Raw genomic sequence first — 22,252 nt, 5'->3', positions numbered from 1 at the left:
GGGCGCGGCGGCAGGATCACTCGTGCCGCAGTGCCTCGATGGGATCCTTCCGGGCCGCACGCAGGGCGGGCAAGGTGCCGGCGATGAACGCGATGGCCACGATCAGCAGCAGGATCAGCAGCAGGGCGAGGGGGTTGACCGCGAACAGGACCAGGCCGGTGACGCCGCTGAGGGGGCCGGTGGTCAACACCTGGTTCGCGATGAGTCCGACGGCGACGCCCAGGCCGATGCCGATCAGCGAGCCGAGCAGGCCGATCACGACGGCCTCCATGGTGAACAGGCCGAAGATCTTCCCGCCGGTCATGCCGAGGGCCTTCATGAGGCCGATCTCCCGGGTGCGCTCCTGCACCGCCATGAGCAGGGTGTTGATGATGCCGAAGCTGGCGGCGAGCAGTGCGATGAGCGCGAAGCCGGTGAGCACCCACGTGACGGCGTCGATGATGCCGCGGATCACGCCGAGCTGCTCCTCGAGGGTCTGCGCCAGCAGGCCCTGGTCGGCCAGCGCCTGCTTCACGGCGTCCTCGTTCGCCTCCGGGTCCTCCACGATCGCCGTGGCCTGGAAGTAGGTGTCCCGCTGGGACTCCGGCAGGCCCTCCGTCGTGATGTCGTAGATCGCCTGCTCGAGCGACTCCGACGGCGTCGGGGCGGTGCCCGCACCGGACGCGGCCGCCTTCGTCACACCGACCACGGTGGCCTTCACGGACTGCTGCTCCTGCAGCGGGGTCGCCGCCACGACGGTCAGCTCTGTGCCGACCAGGTCCTCGGCGTCGCCGGCGCCCAGGTCCTCCACCCACGACTCGGGCATGACGATCTCCGCGGCGCCGGCCTCGGGGGCACGGCCGGCGGAGAAGGTGAGCATGTCGATCTCACCGGAGCTGCCCATGAAGCCGGTCTGCCACTTGCGGTCGTCCGGGCCCTGGATGTACTCCGGCTCGGCCACCCGATAGGTCTTCACCTCGGTGACGTGCTCGGTGTCCTCGATCGCGGCGAGGTCCTCCTGCGTGAGCAGCGGCATGCCGAACATCTCGCCGCCGGCGGCGTCCTGCTCCGTGTACTCCTGGGGCGAGCCGCTCGCCGCACCGGCCGAGGACATGTCCTGCTGCTTCATCACGGTCAGCTCGCCGGGCTTGCCGAAGCCCTCGACCACGTTGTCCACGTACTTGTTGATGCCCGCGCCGAGCCCCGTGGTGAGGGTCAGCGTGAATGCGCCGATCACGATCGCGACGACGGTGAGGAAGGTGCGCAGCTTGGAGCGCATCGTGTTGGCGAGCGCCGTGCCCGCGACGTCGGTGGCCTTCATGCCCGTGCTCCGTCCCGCTCGGTGCCGACGCGCTCGTCGGCGATGACCACGCCGTCCTGCAGCTCGACGCGACGGTCGCACTTCGCGGCCAGGTCGTCGTCGTGCGTGACCACCACGAGGGTGATGCCCTCGTCGCGGTGCAGGCCGAAGAGGATGTCCTCCACGGCCGCCGAGGTGGCGGAGTCCAGGTTGCCCGTGGGCTCGTCCGCGAACAGCACCGTCGGGTTGTTCACGAGCGCGCGGGCGATGCACACGCGCTGCTTCTGTCCGCCGGAGAGGTCCGTGGCCTTGTTCTTCGCCTTGTCCGCGAGCTCGAGCCGCTCGAGCACCGCCATGCCGCGGCGGGTGCGCTCGGACCGGCCCACGCCGGCGATCTTCAGCGGCAGCACGGTGTTCTCCAGGACCGTCTGGTTCGGGTTCAGGAAGAACTGCTGGAACACGAAGCCGAACCGCTCGTTGCGCAGCTGGGAGATCTCCGCGGCCTTGAGCTGGGAGACGGGACGGCCGTCCATCGCGACGACGCCGGCGGAGGGCTGGTCCAGCAGCGCCAGCAGGTGCATCAGGGTGGACTTGCCGGAGCCGGACTTGCCGACGACAGCCAGGGACTCGCCGCGCTGGATCTGCAGGGTGATGCCCTTCAGCGCGTCGAAGCGGGACGCCCCGCGGCCGTAGACCTTGACGAGGTTCTCCGTCTCCAGGACGGGCTCGGCCCCGGGCGGGACCTCGGCGACCCCGGGGGTCGCGACTGCGGTGGACATGGCTCCGGCACTCCTCTGTCGGTGGGGCTCGCCCCCGCTGCGGCAGGAGCGGAGGCAGTGCCTCCATCCTGTCAGCCGCGCACGTGCCACCGCCTCCACCTCGAGTCGGAGAAACACGACGGCCCGCGTCCCCCGCAGGTCGGGGGCGCGGGCCGTCGTCGGGAGGCCGGTGCGGCCCGGCTCAGCGCAGCGGCGGCAGGAAGCCGACCTTGGCGTAGACGTCCTCGAGCACGGGCGTGGCCACGGCGCGGGCCTTCTCGGCGCCGGCGGCGAGGATGCGGTCCAGCTCGGCGGGGTCGTCCAGCAGCGCGAGGGCGCGCTCGCGCACGGGGGCCAGGCGCTCGACGACGGCGTCCGCCACCGCGACCTTGAGGTGGCCGTACATCTTGCCGACGAACTCCTCCTCGAGCTGCGCGATCGGCGTGCCGGACACCGCGGAGAGGATGGTCAGCAGGTTGGAGACGCCGGGCTTGGCCTCGCGGTCGAAGCGCACCTCGGTGCCGTCGTCGGTGACCGCGGACTTGATCTTCTTGGCGGTCTTCTTCGGCTCCTCGAGGATGTTGATGAGCCCGTTCGGGGACGCCGCGGACTTGGACATCTTCGACGTGGGATCCTGCAGGTCGTAGATGCGCGCGCCGGTCTCCGGGTAGAAGCCGGTGGGCACCACGAACGTCTCGCCGTAGCGGTGGTTGAAGCGCTGGGCGAGGTCGCGGGTGAGCTCCACGTGCTGGCGCTGGTCGTCGCCCACGGGCACGCCGTGCGGCTGGTAGAGCAGGATGTCCGCGGCCATGAGCATGGGGTACGCGAGCAGGCCGACGCCGGCCGCGTCCGCGCCCTGCTTGGCGGACTTGTCCTTGAACTGGGTCATGCGCATGGCCTCGCCCATGCCCGTCATGCAGGTCAGCACCCAGGCCAGCTGCGCGTGCTCGGGGACCTGGGACTGGACGAACAGCGTGGAGCGCTCGGGGTCGATGCCGCCGGCGATGAACTGCGCGGCGGCCACCCGCGTGCGCTCTGCCAGGGCTGCCGGGTCCTGCGGCACGGTGATGGCGTGCAGGTCGGGGATGAAGAAGAACGCCTCGAAGTCGGCCTGGGTGCGCTCCCAGTTCACGAGGGCGCCGAGGTAGTTGCCCAGGTGGAGGGAGTCCGCCGAGGGCTGCATGCCGGAGAGCACGCGGTGCCGGGCGGACGCGCCGGCCAGGTGGGCGGTGGCGTCGGCGTCCTGGGCCAGGACGTCCTGCACGGAGTTCTTCTTCATGGTCATCTCAGCCTCGGGTCTCTCCTGCACGGTCAGAACTGGTAGTCGACCACGAGCGGGGCGTGGTCGGAGAAGCGGGTCCCCCAGCTGGGGGCACGGTCCACGACGGCGGTCGTCGCCCGCTCGGCCAGGCCCGCGGTCGCCATGTGGTAGTCGATGCGCCACCCGGCGTCGTTGTCGAAGGCCTTGCCGCGCATGGACCACCACGTGTACGGGCCCGGCACCGGCCCGGCGAGGGCGCGGTGCACGTCCGTGAAGCGGAGCTCACCGAAGAACCGGTCGAAGTAGGCGCGCTCCTCGGGCAGGAAGCCGGCCTTCTTCACGTTGCCCTTCCAGTTCTTGATGTCCAGCTCGGTGTGGCCCACGTTGAGGTCGCCCGTGACGAGGGCATGCCCCTCCCCCGCGGCCAGCTCGGAGAGGCGGCGGACCATCTCGTCGAGGAAGCGGTACTTGTCCACCTGCTTCGGGGTGTCGACCTCGCCCGAGTGCACGTAGGCGGAGACCACGGTCAGCGGCGAGCCGTCCGGCAGGCGCAGGTCGGCCTCGATCCAGCGGCCGGCGTCGTCGAAGTACCCGTCGGCGTCGGCGATGCCCGTGCGGACCTCGCTGAGCGGGAACCGCGAGGCGATCGCGACGCCGGCCCGCCCCTTGGCGGCGGCCACGGCGTCCGCCAGGTGCACCTCGTCCCAGTCCTCGCCCACGATCTCGCGGACCAGCTGCGCCGTGACGTCCGCGGGGGCGCGCACCTCCTGGAGGGTGAGCACGTCCACCCCGCGGCCGGCGAACCACTCCCGCATGCCCTTGCGGTGCGAGGCGCGGATGCCGTTGACGTTCACGGTGGCCACGCGCACGGCGCCGTCGGCCTTGGGCGCCCCGGCGTTGGCGTGCACCACGGGCTCGCCCTCGGCGGGCTCGGGGTACTTCCCGGTGACGGGGTCCTTCTCGGGCAGCGCGGTCATCAGCCGATCACCGTCCCGCTCACCGGGCCCTCGGCGCCACCGGCCCGGGACTCCTTGATCATGTCGCGGGCGTTGGAGGCCGTGATGTCGATGGTCTCCAGGGCGCGGTCCACCATCTCCCGGTCCATGCCCTCGCCGGCGGCGAGCTGCTCGCGCACCACGCGCACCTGCACCTGGGCGATCTTGAACGAGTGGTCCAGCTTGGTGTCCCGCAGGGGGTCCGCGGCCGGCGCCGGCGGGACCACCGCGGGGGCGGCGGCGTCGGCCTCGCGGCCACGCAGGGCGGCGACGTCGGCGCGGGCGTTCTGCATGGCGGTGTCCACCTTGCGGCCCGCGGCCTGGACGCCGCGGCGCATCTGCAGGTACACGACCACCGCGAACACGAGCCAGCCCGCGGCGACGGCGACCACGAGCCACCCGATCACGTCGTTCTGGTTCGCGGCGAAGATGATCGCCACGATCAGGATGACGATCATCGCGACGAAGCCGAGCGATCCCACGCGCAGGCCGGCGCGGGGGCCGCGGCGCGCGCCGTCGGGACCGGGGGTCAGGGACTGGGACATGGGTGCTCCTCCGGAGGGGCTCGTGGGGTCTGCCCTCCATCATCCCGCATCGCGGGGTGCGCTCCGAATCGGGCGGCCCGCGTCGGCGCCTATCCTGAGGCGATGACCCCCCGCCCCCCGCGCCCCGCCGACCCCGCGTCCGGGGCCTTCACCCCCGACCAGCGCCGCATCCTCACCGCACTGCTCATGCCGCTCTTCCTCGCGCTGATGAGCGTGTCCGTGGTGAACGTGGCGCTGCCGGCCATCGAGTCGGGCCTGGACGCCACGAGCGCGGATCTGCAGTGGGTGCTGGCGGGGTACACGCTGACGTTCGGAACCGTGCTCGTGGCCGCGGGCCGCGCCGGCGACCTGTGGGGCCGCAAGAGCCTGTTCCTGGCGGGCATCACACTGTACATGCTCGGCTCCCTGCTCTCCGGCCTGGCCGGGGACACCCTGCTGCTCAACGCGGGACGCCTGCTCACGGGCCTGGGCGCGGGCGTGTTCAACCCCCAGGTCATCGGGTTCATCCAGTCGAACTTCCACGGCCGCGCCCGCGGGCGGGCCTACGGGCTCTTCGGCACCGTGGTGGGCCTCGGCGTGGCCGTGGGGCCCCTGCTCGGCGGGCTGTTCCTCGGCGCGTTCGGCCCCGAGTGGGGCTGGCGCTCCACGTTCCTCATGAACGTGCCCGTGGGCCTGGCCGCCGTCGCGATGGGCGCCCTCTGGCTGCCGCCGCCCACCCGCGTGCACGGCCTGCCCCCCGCCCCCGGACCACGCGGGATCGCCGCGCTCGACCCGGTGGGCGCCCTGCTGCTCGGCGTCGGCGGGGTGAGCCTCATGGTGCCGTTCATCGTCCCGGGCACCGCCTGGCTGCTGGTGCTCGCCGCCGCGCTCGTGACGGCGTGGTGGCTGTGGGAGAAGCGCGTGAAGGCCCGGGCGTCGGCCACCGGCGTGCAGCCCATGGTGGACCCGGCCCTGTTCCGGCGGCCGTCCTTCACGATCGGCGCGTTGGAGTCCACCATCTACCTGGCCACCATGCCGGCGGTGTTCGCGATCGTGGCGATCTTCCTGCAGCGCGGCATGGGGTTCACGCCGCTCGAGGCCGGCCTCGTGGGCCTGCCCGGCGCCGTCGTCGTCGCGTCCCTGTCCCCGTGGGTGGGCTCGATGGTGCAGCGGCGCGGGCCCGTGCTCGTGCTGCTCGGCGCCCTCGTGGGCCTCGTGTCGCTGGGGGTGCTCGCGCTCGCGTTCGAGCGCAGCGCGGCCGGCGCGTGGTCGCCGTGGATCGTGGGGGTGGGGCTGATCGTGCAGTCGGCCTCGCAGGCCCTGCTGCTCACCAGCACGCAGGTGCTGATGATGGACGACGTCGCCGGCCACGAGGCGGGGGCGGCCGGCGGCGTCGCCCAGACGGCGCAGCGCCTCGGCACCGCCCTGGGCCTGTCCGTGGTGACGGGCGCGTTCTTCGCGGCCCTGTCCGGCGCCGCAGCCGAGAGCGCCGGGCCGCCGTCGGCCGCGGCGTACGCACACGCGGCCTCGACCGCCATGGGCATGGTGGCCGTGTGCTGGGCGCTCACCGCCGCGGTCGCGGCCCTGGACGTGGTCCGGCGGCGCCGCGCGGCGCGCGCGGCCTGACCGGCCCGCGGGGCCCTCAGCGCAGGAACAGCGCGCCGAGCCGACGGGCGGCGAGCCACACCCCGACGCCGGCCATCACCACGAAGTAGAGGACGTGGCCGGCGGTCGCCCAGCTCAGCACGCCCACCGCGAGCGCACGCATCAGCTCCACCGCGTGCCACAGCGGGAACACGCGGATCACCCACTGGATCGGCTCCGGGTAGACCGCGAGCGGGAAGAACGTGGCCGAGAACAGGAACATGGGCATCAGCACGATCTGGATCCAGTCCATGTGCTGGAACGTCTTCATCCAGCTCGTCACCGCCATGCCGAGGGAGGCGAAGCCCAGCGCCACGAGCAGGGCGCCGGGGATCATGAGCAGCGCCGTCCACGAGGTGACGAGCCCGGCCACGGTCATGACGATCAGGAAGCCGACCGCGTAGATCAGCCCGCGCAGCAGCGCCATCGCGATCTCCCCGAGGGCCACGTCCAGTGGGCCCAGCCGGGTGGAGAGCATGGTCTGGTACGTCTTCGCGTAGCGCAGCTTGAAGAACACGTTCCACGTGGAGTCGTAGATGGCGCCGTTCATCGCCGAGACCGCCAGCAGTGCGGGGGCAAGGTACATGCCGTACGGGACGGGGGTGCCGTCCGGGCCGGCCACGTCGCCGACCAGCGCGCCGAGCCCCAGGCCCATGGAGGCCAGGTAGAGCACGGGCTCGAAGAAGCCGGAGAAGAACACCACCCAGTTGTTGGACTTCAGGGAGAGGAACGCCCGCTCCATCACCGCGCGCACGTTGCCCGAGTAGGCGCCGGCCAGCGGGCCGCGGCGCACGGGGATCTCGGGCATGGGCGGCACGGCGACGGCGTGTTCCCGCACCACCGAGGACGACGGCGCGGCCGGCTTTGCCTGCGCGGCGGCGGGTGCGACGTCGGCGCGGGCGGCCCCGGTGTGCGCGGCACGGCGGCCCAGGCGCGGGGCACGGTCCCGGCGGGCGGCCGTGACGGCGTCGCGGTCCGGGGTGCCTCGGATCCAGCCGAGGCGGCGCGTGTAGATCCGCACCGCGAGCCAGGCCCCGCCGAGCGCGAGGGCCAGCAGGAACGCCACGTGCACCACGGTGAGCCAGACCGGCTCGGCCATCCCGTAGGAGAGCACGCGGCCGAGCTGGGCGGCATGCCACTGCGGGGAGAGCCAGCCGATCCAGCGCAGCCACACCGGCAGCGCCTCGAGCGGGTAGAAGGTGGCGGAGAACAGGAACAGGGGCATGACCACGAGCCGCTGCAGGGTGGCGAACTGGCCCTTGTCCTCCTTCAGGGAGGCGGCGAACGCCATGATCGGCGCGCCGACGGCGAGCCCGCCGAGCGTGGCGGTGAGGACCTGCACCCACGCCCACGGGCTCGAGACCACGCCGAACGCCAGCATCACCAGCAGGAACACGGCGGCCTGGAACACGAACCGCAGGCTCACCGCCGCGAGGTGGCCCAGGGCGATCTGCGCCGGAGACAGCGGCGTGGCCTGCGCCGCGTAGTACGTGCGCTGCCACTGGAACCCGCCCATCACCGGGTAGGAGAACTCGACGGACGCGGTCATCAACGCGCCCGAGGCCAGCAGCGCCGGGGCGATGAACGCGACGTAGGAGACGCCGCCCAGGGCGTCCTGCGGCATCCCGCCGCCCATGAGCTGGGCCAGGCCCAGGCCCATGGCCAGCAGGTAGAGCACGGGCTCGCCGAGCGCCCCGACGAGCAGCACCGCGCCGTAGCGACGCATGTTCCGCAGCTGGTGCTCGGCGAAGTACAGGGCGCCGCGGCGCTTCACGCGCTCCGCGGACTCGGCGGCGGTGTGCGGCGGGCGCAGCGGCCCGGCGGGCGTGGTGGGGGACGGCACGGGTCAGTCCACCAGGGTGCGGCCGGTGAGGATGAGGAACACGTCCTCGAGGCTCGCGCGGCGGGTCAGCGTGGTGACGGGGGCGGCCAGGGCGCCCTCGTCGACGAGGCGCTGCACGACGTCGTGCAGGTCGTCCGCGCGTCGGGCGTAGACGAGGACGCGGTCCGGGAGGACCTCGACGCGGTGCACGACGCCGTCACCCACGTGGGCCTGGACGGTGCGGGCCGCGGCCTCGTTGCGGTCCGCGCCGAAGCGCGCCTCGAGGACCTCGCGGGAGGCGTGTTCGCGGATGAGCTCGGCGGGGGTGCCGGCGGCCATGATCTCGCCGCCGTCGACCACGACGAGCCGGTCGCACAGCTGCTCGGCCTCGTCCATGTGGTGCGTGGTCAGCAGCAGCGTGGTGCCGCGTTCCTTGAGCCGGTAGAGGCGGTCCCACAGGATGTGGCGGGCCTGCGGGTCCAGGCCCGTGGTGGGCTCGTCGAGGAGGAAGAGGGCCGGCTCGTTGACCAGGGCGCGGGCGATCACGAGCCGGCGCTTCATGCCGCCGGAGAGGTCGGTGACCTTGGCGTCCGCCTTCTCGGTGAGCTGGGCGAAGGCCAGCAGCTCCTCGGCCTTGGGCCGCAGGTACGAGTAGGGCAGGCCGAAGTAGCGGCCGTAGATCAGGATGTTCTCCCGGGCGGTGAGCTCCTCGTCCAGGTTGTCCTGCTGCGGCACCACGCCCAGGCGCGCACGGACGGCCGGCCCGTCCTCCTCCGGGTCGATGCCCAGGATGGTCAGCTCGCCCGCGGTGCGCTGCGAGGTGCCCGCGAGCATGCGCATGGTGGTGGACTTGCCCGCGCCGTTGGGGCCGAGCAGGCCGAAGCACTCGCCGGGGCGCACGTCCAGGTCGATGCCCTTCACGGCGTGGAAGTCGCCGTACTGCTTGCGCAGCCCACGGGCACGGATGACGGAGGCGGGGGCCGGGGAGGCGGGCAGAGTGGTGTGACTCACAAGGCGACAGCATAGGCGCACCGCCCGCCCGGACGCGTGCCGCCCCTCGGCGGCGAACCCTGCGATATGGCCCCTATCCGGGGTGGATGGGGGCCATATCGCAGGGTTCGTCGCGGGGCGGGGAGAGGTCAGGCTCCGGCCCGCTCCCCCGCCCAGTCCTCGCCGTCGGCGGCGCGCTCGGCGGCCTCGACGACGTTCGCCAGCAGCATGACGCGGGTCATCGGCCCGACGCCGCCCGGGTTCGGCGCCATCCAGGCCGCCTTCTCCTTCACGGCCGGGTCCACGTCGCCCAGGACGCGGGACTTCCCGTCCTCCCCGGTCACGCGGGAGACGCCCACGTCCAGGACGATCACGCCCTCCTTGACCTGTTCCGGCTTCACCATGTGGGCGGAGCCGGCGGCGGCGATCACGACGTCGGCGCTCGCCAGCAGCTCGTCGAGGTTCGTGGTGCCGGTGTGGGCCAAGGTCACGGTGGCGTTGACCTCGCGGCGGGTGAGCACGAGGCCGGCGGGCCGGCCGATGGTCACGCCGCGGCCGATCACGAGCACGTGCTTGCCGGCCAGCTCCACACCGTGGTGGCGCAGCAGCTCGACGCAGCCGGCCGGGGTGCACGGCAGCGGCGAGTCCAGCTCGCCGCCGACCGAGGCCACGAGCCGCCCCAGGTTCATGGGGTGCAGGCCGTCCGCGTCCTTGTCCGGGTCGATGGCCTCGAGCACCTTCTGGGTGTCCACGTGCTTCGGCAGCGGCAGCTGGACGATGTAGCCCGTGCAGGCCGGGTCCTCGTTCAGCTCGCGCACGACGTCGAGGATCTGCTCCTCCGTCGCGTCCGCGGGCAGCTCACGCTGGATGGACTCGATGCCCACCTCGGCGCAGTCGCGGTGCTTGCCCGCCACGTACTTCTGCGAGCCGGCGTCCTCGCCGACGAGCAGGGTGCCGAGGCCCGGGGTGTGCCCGCGCTCGGCGAGGGCGGCCACGCGGCCGCGCAGCTCCTCCTTGATCGCGGCGGCGGTGGCCTTGCCGTCCAGGACCTTCGCGGTCATCGGCGGCTCACCAGCCCTCGAGGCCGTCGTACAGCGGGAAGTCCTCGGTGAGCTTCACGACGCGGGCGCGCAGCGCCTCCACGTCCGGGCTCGGCTTCAGCGCCTCGGCGATGACGTCGGACACCTCGCGGAACTCGGCCTCGCCGAAGCCGCGGGAGGCCAGCGCGGGGGTGCCGATGCGCAGGCCGGAGGTCGTCATCGGCGGACGCGGGTCCCACGGCACCGAGTTGCGGTTCACCGTGATGCCGACCTCGTGCAGGATGTCCTCGCCCTGCCTGCCGTCCAGCTGGGACTCGCGCAGGTCCACCAGGACCAGGTGCACGTCCGTGCCGCCGGTGAGCACCGAGATGCCGTGCTCAGCCATGTCCGGGGCGGTCAGGCGCTCGGCCAGGATCTGCGCGCCGGCCAGGGTGCGCTCCTGCTTCTCCTTGAAGTCCTCGGAGCCCGCGATCTTGAAGGCCACGGCCTTGCCCGCGATCGCGTGCATCAGCGGGCCGCCCTGCTGGCCCGGGAACACGGCGGAGTCGATCTTCTTCTTCAGCTCCTCGGTGGAGAGGATGAAGCCCGAACGGGGGCCGGCGAGGGTCTTGTGCACGGTGGAGGAGACGACGTCGGCGTGCGGCACCGGGTTCGGGTGCAGGCCGGCGGCCACGAGGCCGGCGAAGTGGGCCATGTCCACCCAGAGCCGGGCGCCGACCTCGTCCGCGATCGAGCGGAAGGCGGCGAAGTCGAGCTGACGGGGGTAGGCAGACCAGCCGGCCACGATCACCTTCGGCCGGGCCTCGAGGGCCTTCTCGCGCACCTTGTCCATGTCGATGCGGTGGGTGTCGGGCTCCACCTCGTACGCGGCGATGCTGTAGTTCTTGCCGGAGAAGTTCAGCTTCATGCCGTGTGTCAGGTGGCCGCCGTGCGCCAGGGACAGGCCCATCATCGTGTCCCCGTGGTCCAGCAGCGAGGTCATCACGGCCACGTTGGCCTGGGCGCCCGCGTGCGGCTGGACGTTGGCGTGCTCGGCGCCGAACAGCTCCTTGGCGCGCTGGATGGCCAGGTTCTCGGCCACGTCCACGAACTCGCAGCCGCCGTAGTAGCGGCGGCCCGGGTAGCCCTCCGCGTACTTGTTGGTCAGCACCGAGCCCTGCGTCTCGAGGATGGCGCGCGGCACGAAGTTCTCCGAGGCGATCATCTCGAGCGTGCCCCGCTGGCGGCCGAGCTCGTCCGCGAGCGCCGCGGCGATCTCCGGGTCCACCTCGGCGAGGGGCTGAGTGTTGATGTCGGGCGTCTGCGTCACGGGGGTTCCCTTCGAACGGGGGTCTGTGCGGCCGGAAGGCTCCGGTGCCCTCCATCCTAGTGACCGGGCGCCGTCGTCGGGCCTGCGCGACGGCGGCCCACGGCCCCGGCGGCCGACCCCGGCACACGGTTCTTTTGACTGATTCAGAAATATGCCAAGATCGGGGGTGACGCCGCCCACCGCGCCGATCGGTGCGCGGCCGACGTCGATCGACGAAGGAGAGTTCCATGACGGAGTACCAGAAGACGACCCCGCACGCGACCGGTTCCACCCGCCAGAACGGCGCCCCGGCCGTCAGCGACCGCCAGTCCCTGACCGTGGGCAGCGAGGGGCCCATCGTCCTGCACGACACCCACCTGCTGGAGACCCACCAGCACTTCAACCGCATGAACATCCCGGAGCGCCGCCCGCACGCCAAGGGCTCCGGCGCGTTCGGCGAGTTCGAGGTGACCGAGGACGTGTCGAAGTACACCAAGGCCCTCGTGTTCCAGCCCGGCACGAAGACCGAGACCCTCCTGCGCTTCTCCACCGTGGCCGGCGAGCTCGGCTCCCCGGACACCTGGCGCGACGTGCGCGGCTTCGCGCTGCGCTTCTACACCGAAGAGGGCAACTACGACCTCGTCGGCAACAACACCCCGGTCTTCTTCCTGCGCGACCCGATGAAGTTCACCCACTTCATCCGCTCGCAGAAGCGCCTTCCGGACTCCGGCCTGCGCGACGCCACCATGCAGTGGGACTTCTGGACCAACAACCCCGAGTCCGCGCACCAGGTGACCTACCTGATGGGCCCGCGCGGCCTGCCCCGCACCTGGCGTGAGATGAACGGCTACGGCTCCCACACCTACCTGTGGGTCAACGCCCAGGGCGAGAAGCACTGGGTGAAGTACCACTTCATCTCCCAGCAGGGCGTGCACAACTTCTCGAACGACGAGGCCACCAAGATGGCCGGCGAGAACGCCGACTTCCACCGCCAGGACCTGTTCGAGTCCATCGCCAAGGGCGACCACCCCAAGTGGGACCTCTACATCCAGGCGATCCCCTACGAGGAGGGCAAGACCTACCGGTTCAATCCCTTCGACCTGACGAAGACGATCTCCCAGAAGGACTACCCGCGCATCAAGGTCGGCACGCTGACCCTGAACCGCAACCCGGAGAACCACTTCGCGCAGATCGAGTCCGCCGCGTTCAGCCCGAGCAACACCGTGCCGGGCATCGGCCTCTCCCCGGACCGCATGCTCCTGGGCCGCGCCTTCGCGTACCACGACGCCCAGCTGTACCGCGTGGGCGCCCACGTGAACCAGCTGCCGGTGAACCGCCCGAAGAACGCGGTGCACAACTACGCCTTCGACGGCCAGATGTGGTACGACCACACCGGCGACCGCTCCACCTACGTGCCGAACTCCAACGGTGACTCCTGGTCGGACGAGACCGGCCCGGTGGACGACGGCTGGGAGGCCGACGGCACCCTGACCCGCGAGGCCCAGGCGCTGCGCGCGGACGACGACGACTTCGGCCAGGCCGGCACCCTCGTCCGCGAGGTCTTCTCGGACCAGGAGCGTGACGACTTCGTGGAGACCGTGGCCGGCGCGCTGAAGGGTGTCCGCCAGGACGTCCAGGCCCGCGCCTTCGAGTACTGGAAGAACGTGGACGCCACGATCGGCCAGCGCATCGAGGACGAGGTCAAGCGCCACGAGGGCGACGGCATCCCGGGCGTCGAGGCCGGCGGCGAGGCCCGCATCTGACGGCTCCCTCCCCCGGCGGACGCCCGCGCGCGCTCCGCTGAACGCACGGCGGCCGCTCCCTCACACGAGGGGGCGGCCGCCGTCGTTGTGGGGCGAATGCCTCGGTCAGTGCTTGCCCCAGCGGCGCTCCTGCGCCTGGGCCAGCTTGTCCTTGACCACCTTCACGGCCTTGTCCTTGGCGGGCACGGCCACGTTGTCCCGCAGCGGGATGGCGACCTTGTCACGCACGGTCTCGAACGCGGAGGCCGCCACGGCGCCGGCCTGGGCCAGCTTCGACTCGCCCCCGGCGTCCGATCCCCGGGTCTCGTCGCGGTCCGCCCGCAGATCCGGGAGGGCGGCGCCCTCGGTGTCGTCCTCGGCGGGCTCCTCATCCGTGGGGGCGGAGGAGGTGGAGGTGTCCGGGGCCACCGTCGAGGGCGTCGACGACGTCGGCGCGGTGGTCTCAGCGGTCCCAGCAGTCCCGGCGGCCGCCGCCGACTGGGCGGCGCGGGCCTCCCGGCGGGTCGCCGGGGTGGCGTCCTCCGCGCGGCCGGACGAGGCCGCGGTCGGATCCAGCTCCGGGGCGCCGCCCAGGGGCGTGGCCGGCGTGGTGCCGGCGTGGGTCTCCGGGGCCTCGGCCCGACGGGTGGCCGGGGCGGCCTCGAGGGAAGGGCGCTCGACTGCGGGCTCGACCGCCGCCGGCTGCGCGGCGTCCGCGCGGTGGTCGTCGGTGCGCGCCGGCTCGCGGCCCGCCTCGGCCACGCGACCGGGCACGCCGGGCGTGCCGTCGATGCGCAGGGACCCGGCGGCCGAGCGCTCCGTCCCGTCGGCGCCGTTCTGCTGGGCCTGGTCCGACTCGGTGGCCACGACGGTGACCGAGCCGTGCGCGGTCGTGGCGACCGTGTGCGTCTCGAGGTGCTCGCCCTGCGGAGCGGGGATCGCGTCCGTGGCGAACTCCTTGGTGGGGGTGTGCTCGGCGGCGACCTGGTCGGCGGGGACGGTCCCGGGCACGTGCTCGGGAGCCGGGGTGAGGTGGCTCTGCTGATCCGGTGCCGCGGCGGCCGGTGCCGCCGGGGCGGGGGTCTCGGTCACCGGGGACGGGGAGGCCGGGGTCGCCGGGACGTCGGCCGCGGGCGTCTGCTCATCCAGGGTGACGCCGGAGCCGCCGGCCACACCTGCCGCGCCCAGGCCCACGGTGTCCGCCTCGCGCGCCGTGCTCGGCGGCGCCGCGGCGGGGCGCAGAGTGCCCCGGGTGGCCGGAGTCGCGGTGGGGCGAGAGGTCCCAGCGGTGGCGTCGGTGCGCGGGGCGTCCTGCTGGTCCACGGTCACCCCCGCACCGCCGGCCACACCGGCCACGGACTCGTCGGTCTCGCGGTCCGCCGCGGCGGTCTCGGACGCAGCCGGAGCCCCGGCGGGCTTCACCGCGGCCGCGGGGCGCGCGTCCTCCTCGGCCGCCACCTCGTCCAGGCGGGAGAGGCGGGTCGGGGCCGCGGGGGCGGCCGCCCGCTCACCCGCGGTGTCCGCGCTGACGCCCCGGCGCTCGAGCCGGGTCTCGGCGGCCTCGGCCTCGGCCTCACGACGACGGCGGGAGGCGATCACCGAGAGGATGATCAGGATCAGCAGCACGACGATGATCGCCGCGATGATCCAGTAGAGGGTGGACTGTGGCATGGGGTGCTCCTCGGTCGTCTGGGGCGGCCGGCCGGGCCGGGCGCCGCGTCGTGCCTTCCCCGCCGCCGCGCGGCGGGGAACCTGGTCTTGAGGATGACACGGGGCCCGGCCCCCCGACCAGGGATCAGCCCCGTCATCCCGCGGTTCCGCGCGGCCGGCACCGCCTACCATCGACGCCATGGACACGGCAGCCCTCTCCCCCAGTCCCTCCCCCGCCTCCGGCGCGGAGCACGCCCGCGTGCTCACGCTGGCCTGCACGAACCGCAAGGGCATCGTGCACGCCGTGACGGGCGCCCTGCTGGGCGTGGAGGCGGACATCACCGAGTCGCAGCAGTACGACTCCCCGGACACCGGCGACTTCTTCATGCGCGTGGAGTTCGTGACCCCGGCCACGCGGGAGGACATCGAGCAGGCGCTCGCGCCGGTGCGCGAGGAGTTCGGCATGCGCATGGGCCTGTGGGACGCGGCGCAGCGCATGCGCACCCTCGTGATGTGCTCCAAGGACGGGCACACCCTCAACGACCTGCTCTTCCAGCAGCGCGCCGGCACCCTGCCCATCGAGATCCCCGTGGTGGTCTCGAACCACCTGGACCTGCAGCCGCTCGCCTCCTTCTACGGCGTGCCCTTCATCCACGTGCCCGTCTCCAAGGACCCCTCGAGCCGGGACTCCAAGGAGGCCGCGGAGGACCGGCTGCGCGACCTGATCGCCCAGTTCGACATCGAGCTGGTGGTGCTGGCCCGCTACATGCAGATCCTCTCGGACGAGCTGTGCCGGGACCTGGCCGGGATGGCCATCAACATCCACCACTCGTTCCTGCCCTCCTTCAAGGGCGCCCGCCCCTACCACCAGGCGCACGAACGCGGCGTGAAGCTCATCGGCGCCACCGCCCACTACGTGACCGCCGACCTGGACGAGGGCCCGATCATCGCGCAGTCCGTGCAGCCGGTGACCCACGCCCAGACCGCCGCCGACTTCGTGGCCCGCGGCCGCGACGTCGAGGGCTCCACGCTCGCGCAGGCCGTGCGCTGGCACGCCCAGCACCGCGTCCTCGCGGACGGCCGGCGGACCGTCGTCTTCAGCTGATCCCGGGACGACGGCGCCACGCGGCGCCGTCGTCCGGCCCGCCTAGGCTGGTGGCATGGCCCACATCATCACCGTCGCGGGTGCCACCCCGCGCATCCACGAGTCCGTCTTCCTCGCCCCGACCGCCGCGATCACCGGCGACGTCGAGATGGCCGAGCGCTCCTCGGCCTTCTACGGCGTCTCCGCCCGCGGTGACTCCGCCCCCATCCGCGTCGGGGCGGGCACCAACCTGCAGGACAACGTGGTCCTGCACGCGGACGAGGGCTTCCCATGCACCCTGGGCGCCGGCGTCTCCGTGGGCCACTCCGCCGTGGTGCACGGGGCCACCGTGGAGGACGGCTGCCTGATCGGCATGTCCGCCACGGTGATGAACGGCGCGGTCATCGGCGCCGGTTCGCTCGTGGCCGCCGGCGCCCTGGTGCTCGAGGGGACGCAGGTCCCGGCCGGCTCGCTCGTGGCGGGCGTCCCCGCGAAGGTCCGCCGCCCCCTCACGGACGAGGAGCGGGAGGGCCTCAAGAAGAACGCGGCCACCTACCTGCGGCTGTCCGCCGCGCACCGGGACGCCGTCGCCGGCTGAACCGGGCCCGGAGGATGTGGGACGGTGGGCACCATGCCCACCACTTCCACTCTCCCCCGCACCCGACCCGACGACGTCCCCGAGCGCCTGCTCATCCTCCCCGCGGCGCAGGACGTCGCCGACACCCCCTACGCCCACGCCCGGCGGCTGGCCGAGCAGGCCGTGGCCACGTCGGCGGCACCGCCGTGGCCGAGGGCGACACCTCCGCCACGGCCCTGCTGATGGTCCGCCCGATCCCGGTCGACGCGCTCGCCGCGGCCCTGGCCGCCCACCCCCACGTGAGCTGGGTGCAGCTCCCGTTCGCCGGGATCGAGCCGTTCGTCCCGCTCGTGCGCAGCCGCCCGGACATCGTGTGGACGTCCGCCAAGGGCACGTACGCGCCGCCGGTGGCCGAGCATGCGCTGCTGCTCACCCTGGCCCTGCTGCGGGACCTGCCCGCGCGCGTCCGCGCCACCGCGTGGGGCCCGTCCTCCGGGCGTACCCTGAACGGCCTGAACGCCGTCGTCGTGGGCGGCGGCGGGATCGCACAGGAGTACATCCGCCTGCTCAAGACCTGGGACGTGCGCGTCACCGCGGTCCGCCGACGCGCGGGCGACGTGCCCGGCGCGGACTGCACGGTCACGACCGGCCGCCTTGACGAGGTCCTGCCCAGTGCGCAGGTCGTGATGATCGCCGCGGCGGCCACCGAGGAGACCCGCGGCATGTTCGACGCCGACCGCCTCGCCCTCCTGGACGAGGACGCCGTGCTCGTGAACATCGCCCGCGGGACGCTGGTGGACACGGACGCCGTCGTCCACGCCCTCGCGGCGGGTCGGCTGCACGGCTACGGCACGGACGTCACCGACCCCGAACCGCTGCCGGAGGGCCACCCGCTCTGGACCGAGGAACGGGCCCTCATCACGCCGCACACGGCGGACACCCCGGAGATGTGCGTCCCGCTGCTCCACGCGCGGGTCGAGCGGAACCTGCGGGCCCGCGCGGCCGGGACGGAGCTGGAGGGCCTGGTGGACGCCGAGGGCGGGTACTGACCCGCCCCCAGCGTCCGCGGCGCCGGCTCAGCGGCGCGGCGCGTCCGCCTCGTGCTCGGCGGCGTCACGCTCGGCCGCCATCTCGATCTGGCGGCGGCGCTCCTCGGCGGCCCGGCGGGTCAGCTCGGCGCCGACCTCGGGGTCGCGGGTGAGGTTCTCACCGGTGGTCGGGTCGAACAGGTGCACCCGCGTGGTGTCCACCCACAGGCGGGTCGGCGTGCCCGGCCGGGCGCGGGACTCGCCGGAGAGGGTGGCCACGACGACGGGGCGCAGCTCGTCCGCGTCCAGGTCCTTGGCCAGCGAGGAGAGCATCTCGGCCACGGCCGGGTCCGGATCGAACTCGATGTAGCCGTACTGCTCGTGGCCCAGCCACTCCAGGTGCGTGAGCGTCGCGTCGAAGGTGGAGCCCTGGTCGCGGCGGCTGTCCTCCACGAGCTCGGCGTCCTCGAAGAACTCCGGCCGCAGGCCGAGGAAGACGATGTCCCGCCCCTCGGCGGCGCGGGCCTTCTCGGGCGGCACCGGGATGTCACCGATCGGCGAGGACAGCACGTGGCCGCCCTCCTTCTGCTTCAGCGAGGCGGGCAGGAAGTTCATCGACGGCGAGCCGATGAAGCCGGCCACGAACAGGTTGAGCGGCTGCTCGTAGAGCTCGCGCGGGCTGGCCACCTGCTGCAGCTCGCCCTTCTTGAGCACGGCCACCCGGTCGCCCAGGGTCATGGCCTCGGTCTGGTCGTGCGTCACGTAGACGGAGGTGGTGGCCAGGCGGCGCTGCAGCTGCGAGATCTCCGCGCGCATCTGCCCGCGCAGCTTGGCGTCCAGGTTGGACAGCGGCTCGTCGAAGAGGAACGCGTCCGCCTCGCGCACGATCGCCCGGCCCATGGCCACACGCTGACGCTGGCCGCCGGAGAGGTTGCCGGGCTTGCGCTCGAGGTGGTCCTCGAGCTCGAGCACGCGGGCGGCGTCACGCACCTTGCGGTCGATCTCCTCCTCGGAGGGCTTGTTCTCCTTGATCAGCCGCAGCGGGAAGGCGATGTTCTCGTACACCGTCAGGTGCGGGTACAGCGCGTAGTTCTGGAACACCATCGCGAGGTTGCGGTCCTTGGGGGCCGCCTCGTTCACGCGGCGGCCGTCGATCAGCATCTCGCCGTCGGTGATGTCCTCGAGGCCCACGATCATGCGCAGCAGCGTGGACTTGCCGGAGCCGGAGGGGCCCACGAGGATGACGAACTCGCCGTCCTCGATCTCCAGGTTCACGTCCTTGATGGCGTGGAAGCCGTCGTCGTAGGTCTTGTCGATGTGGTTCAGGGTGATGGAGGCCATCGGGGGATCCTTTCAGGAGGTCTCGTGTGCGGGCCTCAGCCCTTCACCGCGCCGTTGGTCAGGCCGGCCACGATCTGACGCTGGAACGCCAGCACCAGGATCACGATCGGGATGGTCACGATGATCGCGGCCGCCGAGATGGCCCCGGTCGGCGACTCGAACTGCGAGGCGCCGGTGAAGAAGGCCAGGGCGGCGGGCACGGTGCGCGCGGTCTCGGTGGAGGTCAGGGAGATGCCGAACACGAAGTCGTTCCAGGCGATGAAGAAGGCGATGATCGCCGTCGTGAAGACGCCGGGGGCGGCCAGCGGGACGATCACCTTGCGGAACGCCTCGAGCGGGGTGGCGCCGTCCACCTGCGCGGCCTGGTCGAGCTCCCACGGGATCTGGCGGAAGAACGCGGCCAGGGTCCAGATGGAGATCGGCAGGGTCAGGGACAGGTAGGGGATGATCAGGCCGACCCACGTGTCGTACAGCCCGAGGGTGCGCCACATGTTGAACAGCGGCGTCACCAGGGAGATGACGGGGAACATCGAGACCATCAGGGACACCGTGAGCACGATCCGCTTGCCCGGGAAGTCCAGGCGGGCGATCGCGTAGGCGCACAGCGTGGCCAGGATGACGGCGATGATCGTGGCGATCACGGTGATGCCGATCGAGTTGCGCAGCGCCGTGAGGAACAGCTCGCGCGAGCCGCCCACGAAGATCTCCTCGTAGTTCACGGTGGACCACTGGGTGGGCAGCAGCTTGCCGTTGGAGAGGTCGGCGGGCGTCTTGAAGCTGGTTGCGAAGATCGAGAACAGCGGGAAGAGGCACCACACGCCGATCACGACGGTGAGGATCCACCACAGCGCGGTGGCCTTCCCGTTGCCGCGACGGCGGGGCGCGCGGCCCTCAGGCGCGCGGCCCTCGGGGGCGGGAGCGGATGCGGCGGTGCTCACTTGGAACCTCCTCGGTCGGCCAGGTCCACCTTGAAACCCTTGACGGCGATGACCGCCATGAGTGCCACGCACAGGAACAGGATCACGGAGACCGCCGAACCCATGCCGATCTCGAGCCGGCCGATGGACGTGCGGTAGGCCAGCAGCGAGAGGACCTCGGTGCCGTAGGCGCCGTTGGTCATGATGTAGATGGAGTCGAAGATGCGGAACGCGTCCATCGCGCGGAACAGGACGGCCACCATGATCGAGGCCTTCATGTTCGGCAGGATGACCAGCTTCATCCGCTGCCACCACGAGGCGCCGTCGACGGCGGCGGCCTCCGTGAGGTCACCCGGCACCTGGGCCAGGCCGGCCAGCAGGAGCAGGGAGATGAACGGCGTGGTCTTCCAGATCTCGGAGAGCATGATCACGAACAGCGCGGTGCTGCCCTGCGCGAACCAGTTCAGGTCCGCGTCGACGCCCGGCAGCCACTCGAACCAGGCGTTGATGTAGCCCGAGTCGATCGAGAACATGTAGAACCACGCGAACGCGGAGACCACGGTGATGATGCCGTACGGCACCAGGATGATCGTGCGGATCAGGCCGCGGGTCTGCTTGATGGCGTGGTGCATGGCCAGGGCCAGCAGGAAGCCGAGGATGAGCTCGACCACCACGGTCACCACGGTGATCAGCAGGGTCACCCCGAGGTCCTTCCAGAACACGGGGTCCGTGAGGATCACGCCGTAGTTGCCCAGGCCCACGAACTCGCGGTCGCCCGGCGCGGTGAGCCGGTACTTGAACAGCGAGTCGTAGAGGGCCTGCAGGATCGGGTACAGGACCACGAACAGCATCACGAAGAACGCGGGGCCGGCCAGGAGCCAGCCGAGACGCGCCTCGGACTTCGCGCGCTGGGACTTCACCCGGCGGGGGCGGCGGCCCTCGGCGGTGCGCGGGGTGGATGCGGCGGGTGCGGTGTCGACGTGGCTCACAGCAGACGCTCCCCTCTCAGGACTTCCTGGATGAAGTCGTCGGTCTCGGCCGGGGTGGACTCGGAGACGCCCGACGGCGGCGCGTAGCGCTGCTGGATCGCGGTGGAGACCTCGTTGTAGTACGGGGTCTGCGGACGCGGGGCGCCGAGCTCGAGGGACTCCCGGATGGTGTCCGCCATGGGGAACTTCTCGGCGACCTCGGGGGCGTCGTAGGCCGCCGGGTCGGCGGGCGGGTTGCCGTTCTCGACGAAGTACTGGCTCTGATGCTCGGTGGTGGTGATGCAGGAGATCGCGTCCCACGCGAGGTCCTGGTGCTCGGACTTCGCGCCCACGCCCAGGTTGATGCCGCCCACGGGCGGCGCGGCGTCCTTGTCCTCGACGGTGCGGGGGTAGACGGCCCAGCCGATGTCCTCGGGCAGGTCCTTCGGCAGCGAACCCTCCTCCACGGAGCCGAGGGTGGCCGGCCAGACGAACGGCCAGTTGACCATGAACGAGCCGTTCTTGCCCTGGAAGAGCAGCATGGAGGCGTTCTCGTCCTGGGTCGGCAGGCCGGCGCTTCCGAGGCCCTCCTTGCCGATCGTGGAGATGATCCGCGCGGCCGTGCGGCCGGCCTCGGAGTCGAGGTTCGTGGTGACCTCGTCCGTGGGCGCCTCGGCGTTGGGGATGATCTGCTCCCCGCCGCCCTCGATGAGCGCGTTGAGCCACACGGTCATGGACTCGGCACGGGCGCCCTGGACGCCCAGGTCCTTGTCCTGGCTGCGGGCGGCCTCGATCAGCTGGTCCCACGTGACGGGCTGGGACATGTCCAGCCCCGCAGCCTCGGCGACCGACTTGCGGTACCAGAGCAGCTGCGTGTTGGCCCAGAACGGGACCGTGACGAGCTCGTCCTTCCAGCTGGCGGCCGCGAGGGCGCCCTCCAGGGCGTTGTCCTTCGCGTAGGCCTGCATCTCCTCCGGCACGGGGGCCAGGAAGCCGGGCTCGGCGAGCTCGGGGACGAACGGCGGGTCGAGGGACATGATGTCCATCGACGTGTCGCCCGCGGCGAGGCGGCGGGTCAGCTGCTCGCGCTGGGAGGCGGCGTCCGTCGGGAGCATGGACGTCTCGATCCGGTACCGCCCGTTCGCGGCGTCGGTGCACTGGGCGGCGATCTTCGCCTGCCCGCCGTCATCGGGGTTGGTGTACCAGGTCAGGGTGGGCGTCTGCTCGGCCGGGGCACACCCGGCCAGGATGAGCGCGCCCGCAGCGACGGCGCCGGCCAGCGTGGCCCGGCGCCGTTGACGTGCCCGCGTGTCGTGTCTCACAAGTGGAACCTCAATCGATGCG

At 72.2% G+C, this 22,252-nt stretch carries 20 protein-coding genes; 6 read left to right on the top strand and 14 right to left on the bottom strand.

Going from position 1 to position 22,252, the window contains the following annotated elements; genetic code table 11:
* Nucleotides 1–16: 16 nt before the first annotated feature.
* From ACUXPL_RS09610 to ACUXPL_RS09590, 5 genes are all read right to left on the bottom strand, one after another.
* Nucleotides 17–1,300 (bottom strand): ABC transporter permease, encoded by a 1,284-nt coding sequence (locus ACUXPL_RS09610; RefSeq protein ID WP_180536952.1) that lies wholly within the window; start codon nucleotides 1,298–1,300, stop codon nucleotides 17–19.
* Nucleotides 1,297–2,058 carry an ABC transporter ATP-binding protein gene (locus tag ACUXPL_RS09605; protein ID WP_454183493.1) on the bottom strand — a complete coding sequence of 254 codons (762 nt, stop codon included), beginning with the start codon at nucleotides 2,056–2,058 and terminating at the stop codon, nucleotides 1,297–1,299. The genes ACUXPL_RS09610 and ACUXPL_RS09605 overlap by 4 nt, the downstream gene beginning before the upstream one ends.
* Before the next feature lie 181 nt (nucleotides 2,059–2,239).
* The gene (trpS, locus tag ACUXPL_RS09600; protein ID WP_454183733.1) at nucleotides 2,240–3,322 is read right to left on the bottom strand and encodes a tryptophan--tRNA ligase; all 1,083 of its coding nucleotides are present in this window, start codon (nucleotides 3,320–3,322) and stop codon (nucleotides 2,240–2,242) included.
* 26 nt (nucleotides 3,323–3,348) lie between these two features.
* The gene (locus tag ACUXPL_RS09595; RefSeq protein WP_454183491.1) at nucleotides 3,349–4,275 is read right to left on the bottom strand and encodes an exodeoxyribonuclease III; all 927 of its coding nucleotides are present in this window, start codon (nucleotides 4,273–4,275) and stop codon (nucleotides 3,349–3,351) included.
* Nucleotides 4,275–4,838 (bottom strand): hypothetical protein, encoded by a 564-nt coding sequence (locus ACUXPL_RS09590; RefSeq protein WP_454183489.1) that lies wholly within the window; start codon nucleotides 4,836–4,838, stop codon nucleotides 4,275–4,277. The genes ACUXPL_RS09595 and ACUXPL_RS09590 overlap by 1 nt, the downstream gene beginning before the upstream one ends.
* Nucleotides 4,839–4,940: 102 nt before the next feature.
* On the opposite strand from ACUXPL_RS09590, the gene ACUXPL_RS09585 reads away from it, so the two are divergent.
* The gene (locus tag ACUXPL_RS09585; protein WP_454183487.1) at nucleotides 4,941–6,443 is read left to right on the top strand and encodes an MFS transporter; all 1,503 of its coding nucleotides are present in this window, start codon (nucleotides 4,941–4,943) and stop codon (nucleotides 6,441–6,443) included.
* Nucleotides 6,444–6,459: 16 nt separating this feature from the next.
* Here the strand turns inward: ACUXPL_RS09585 and ACUXPL_RS09580 are convergent, their stop codons facing one another.
* From ACUXPL_RS09580 to glyA, 4 genes are all read right to left on the bottom strand, one after another.
* Nucleotides 6,460–8,304 carry an ABC transporter permease gene (locus ACUXPL_RS09580; protein WP_454183485.1) on the bottom strand — a complete coding sequence of 615 codons (1,845 nt, stop codon included), beginning with the start codon at nucleotides 8,302–8,304 and terminating at the stop codon, nucleotides 6,460–6,462.
* A 3-nt stretch (nucleotides 8,305–8,307) separates the two neighbouring features.
* Nucleotides 8,308–9,294 (bottom strand): ABC transporter ATP-binding protein, encoded by a 987-nt coding sequence (locus tag ACUXPL_RS09575; protein WP_454183483.1) that lies wholly within the window; start codon nucleotides 9,292–9,294, stop codon nucleotides 8,308–8,310.
* Nucleotides 9,295–9,422: 128 nt separating this feature from the next.
* The gene (locus ACUXPL_RS09570; protein ID WP_180536947.1) at nucleotides 9,423–10,334 is read right to left on the bottom strand and encodes a bifunctional methylenetetrahydrofolate dehydrogenase/methenyltetrahydrofolate cyclohydrolase; all 912 of its coding nucleotides are present in this window, start codon (nucleotides 10,332–10,334) and stop codon (nucleotides 9,423–9,425) included.
* A 7-nt stretch (nucleotides 10,335–10,341) separates the two neighbouring features.
* A complete protein-coding gene (gene glyA, locus ACUXPL_RS09565) occupies nucleotides 10,342–11,622 on the bottom strand; it encodes a serine hydroxymethyltransferase (RefSeq protein ID WP_180536946.1) in 1,281 nt (426 codons plus the stop codon).
* Nucleotides 11,623–11,849: 227 nt separating this feature from the next.
* Between glyA and ACUXPL_RS09560 the strand changes: the two genes are divergently transcribed.
* Nucleotides 11,850–13,364 carry a catalase gene (locus ACUXPL_RS09560; protein WP_180536945.1) on the top strand — a complete coding sequence of 505 codons (1,515 nt, stop codon included), beginning with the start codon at nucleotides 11,850–11,852 and terminating at the stop codon, nucleotides 13,362–13,364.
* A gap of 105 nt (nucleotides 13,365–13,469) precedes the next feature.
* Here ACUXPL_RS09560 and ACUXPL_RS09555 read toward each other — a convergent pair whose 3' ends face one another.
* A complete protein-coding gene (locus tag ACUXPL_RS09555) occupies nucleotides 13,470–15,014 on the bottom strand; it encodes a hypothetical protein (RefSeq protein ID WP_454183480.1) in 1,545 nt (514 codons plus the stop codon).
* A 178-nt stretch (nucleotides 15,015–15,192) separates the two neighbouring features.
* Here ACUXPL_RS09555 and purU point away from each other — a divergent pair, with 178 nt between their 5' ends.
* Genes purU through ACUXPL_RS09535 form a run of 4 tightly spaced genes read left to right on the top strand, consistent with a single transcriptional unit; the run spans nucleotide 15,193 to nucleotide 17,703 of the window.
* Nucleotides 15,193–16,098 (top strand): formyltetrahydrofolate deformylase, encoded by a 906-nt coding sequence (purU, locus tag ACUXPL_RS09550; RefSeq protein ID WP_036314586.1) that lies wholly within the window; start codon nucleotides 15,193–15,195, stop codon nucleotides 16,096–16,098.
* 55 nt (nucleotides 16,099–16,153) lie between these two features.
* Nucleotides 16,154–16,675, top strand: coding sequence for a gamma carbonic anhydrase family protein (locus tag ACUXPL_RS09545; RefSeq protein WP_454183478.1), 522 nt, complete (start codon nucleotides 16,154–16,156; stop codon nucleotides 16,673–16,675).
* Between the two features lie 33 nt (nucleotides 16,676–16,708).
* A complete protein-coding gene (locus tag ACUXPL_RS09540) occupies nucleotides 16,709–16,897 on the top strand; it encodes a hypothetical protein (RefSeq protein WP_454183476.1) in 189 nt (62 codons plus the stop codon).
* Nucleotides 16,861–17,703 carry a D-isomer specific 2-hydroxyacid dehydrogenase family protein gene (locus ACUXPL_RS09535; RefSeq protein WP_454183474.1) on the top strand — a complete coding sequence of 281 codons (843 nt, stop codon included), beginning with the start codon at nucleotides 16,861–16,863 and terminating at the stop codon, nucleotides 17,701–17,703. Before ACUXPL_RS09540 ends, ACUXPL_RS09535 begins: the two co-directional genes overlap by 37 nt.
* Nucleotides 17,704–17,730: 27 nt before the next feature.
* Here ACUXPL_RS09535 and ACUXPL_RS09530 read toward each other — a convergent pair whose 3' ends face one another.
* Genes ACUXPL_RS09530 through ACUXPL_RS09515 form a run of 4 tightly spaced genes read right to left on the bottom strand, consistent with a single transcriptional unit; the run spans nucleotide 17,731 to nucleotide 22,230 of the window.
* Nucleotides 17,731–19,023 (bottom strand): ABC transporter ATP-binding protein, encoded by a 1,293-nt coding sequence (locus ACUXPL_RS09530; protein ID WP_010079369.1) that lies wholly within the window; start codon nucleotides 19,021–19,023, stop codon nucleotides 17,731–17,733.
* A gap of 35 nt (nucleotides 19,024–19,058) precedes the next feature.
* Nucleotides 19,059–19,961 carry a carbohydrate ABC transporter permease gene (locus ACUXPL_RS09525; RefSeq protein ID WP_276529583.1) on the bottom strand — a complete coding sequence of 301 codons (903 nt, stop codon included), beginning with the start codon at nucleotides 19,959–19,961 and terminating at the stop codon, nucleotides 19,059–19,061.
* A complete protein-coding gene (locus ACUXPL_RS09520; protein WP_180536940.1) occupies nucleotides 19,958–20,929 on the bottom strand; it encodes a carbohydrate ABC transporter permease in 972 nt (323 codons plus the stop codon). The genes ACUXPL_RS09525 and ACUXPL_RS09520 overlap by 4 nt, the downstream gene beginning before the upstream one ends.
* A complete protein-coding gene (locus ACUXPL_RS09515) occupies nucleotides 20,926–22,230 on the bottom strand; it encodes an extracellular solute-binding protein (protein WP_454183471.1) in 1,305 nt (434 codons plus the stop codon). The genes ACUXPL_RS09520 and ACUXPL_RS09515 overlap by 4 nt, the downstream gene beginning before the upstream one ends.
* Nucleotides 22,231–22,252: the final 22 nt, after the last annotated feature.

Source organism: Micrococcus sp. 140720015-1 (assembly GCF_053627595.1).
The sequence above is the reverse complement of the archived record's forward strand: the minus strand, read 5'-3'. Positions and strand labels throughout refer to the sequence as shown.

Excerpts from the sequence above, each read along its gene's own strand:
- ACUXPL_RS09540 (WP_454183476.1), top strand. The coding sequence starts at position 16,709 with ATGCCCACCACTTCCACTCTCCCCCGCACCCGACCCGACGACGTCCCC.
- ACUXPL_RS09605 (WP_454183493.1), bottom strand. The coding sequence starts at position 2,058 with ATGTCCACCGCAGTCGCGACCCCCGGGGTCGCCGAGGTCCCGCCCGGG.
- ACUXPL_RS09555 (WP_454183480.1), bottom strand. The coding sequence starts at position 15,014 with ATGCCACAGTCCACCCTCTACTGGATCATCGCGGCGATCATCGTCGTG.
- ACUXPL_RS09560 (WP_180536945.1), top strand. The coding sequence starts at position 11,850 with ATGACGGAGTACCAGAAGACGACCCCGCACGCGACCGGTTCCACCCGC.
- ACUXPL_RS09595 (WP_454183491.1), bottom strand. The coding sequence starts at position 4,275 with ATGACCGCGCTGCCCGAGAAGGACCCCGTCACCGGGAAGTACCCCGAG.
- ACUXPL_RS09570 (WP_180536947.1), bottom strand. The coding sequence starts at position 10,334 with ATGACCGCGAAGGTCCTGGACGGCAAGGCCACCGCCGCCGCGATCAAG.
- ACUXPL_RS09610 (WP_180536952.1), bottom strand. The coding sequence starts at position 1,300 with ATGAAGGCCACCGACGTCGCGGGCACGGCGCTCGCCAACACGATGCGC.
- ACUXPL_RS09590 (WP_454183489.1), bottom strand. The coding sequence starts at position 4,838 with ATGTCCCAGTCCCTGACCCCCGGTCCCGACGGCGCGCGCCGCGGCCCC.
- ACUXPL_RS09585 (WP_454183487.1), top strand. The coding sequence starts at position 4,941 with ATGACCCCCCGCCCCCCGCGCCCCGCCGACCCCGCGTCCGGGGCCTTC.
- ACUXPL_RS09545 (WP_454183478.1), top strand. The coding sequence starts at position 16,154 with ATGGCCCACATCATCACCGTCGCGGGTGCCACCCCGCGCATCCACGAG.
- trpS (WP_454183733.1), bottom strand. The coding sequence starts at position 3,322 with ATGACCATGAAGAAGAACTCCGTGCAGGACGTCCTGGCCCAGGACGCC.
- purU (WP_036314586.1), top strand. The coding sequence starts at position 15,193 with ATGGACACGGCAGCCCTCTCCCCCAGTCCCTCCCCCGCCTCCGGCGCG.
- ACUXPL_RS09530 (WP_010079369.1), bottom strand. The coding sequence starts at position 19,023 with ATGGCCTCCATCACCCTGAACCACATCGACAAGACCTACGACGACGGC.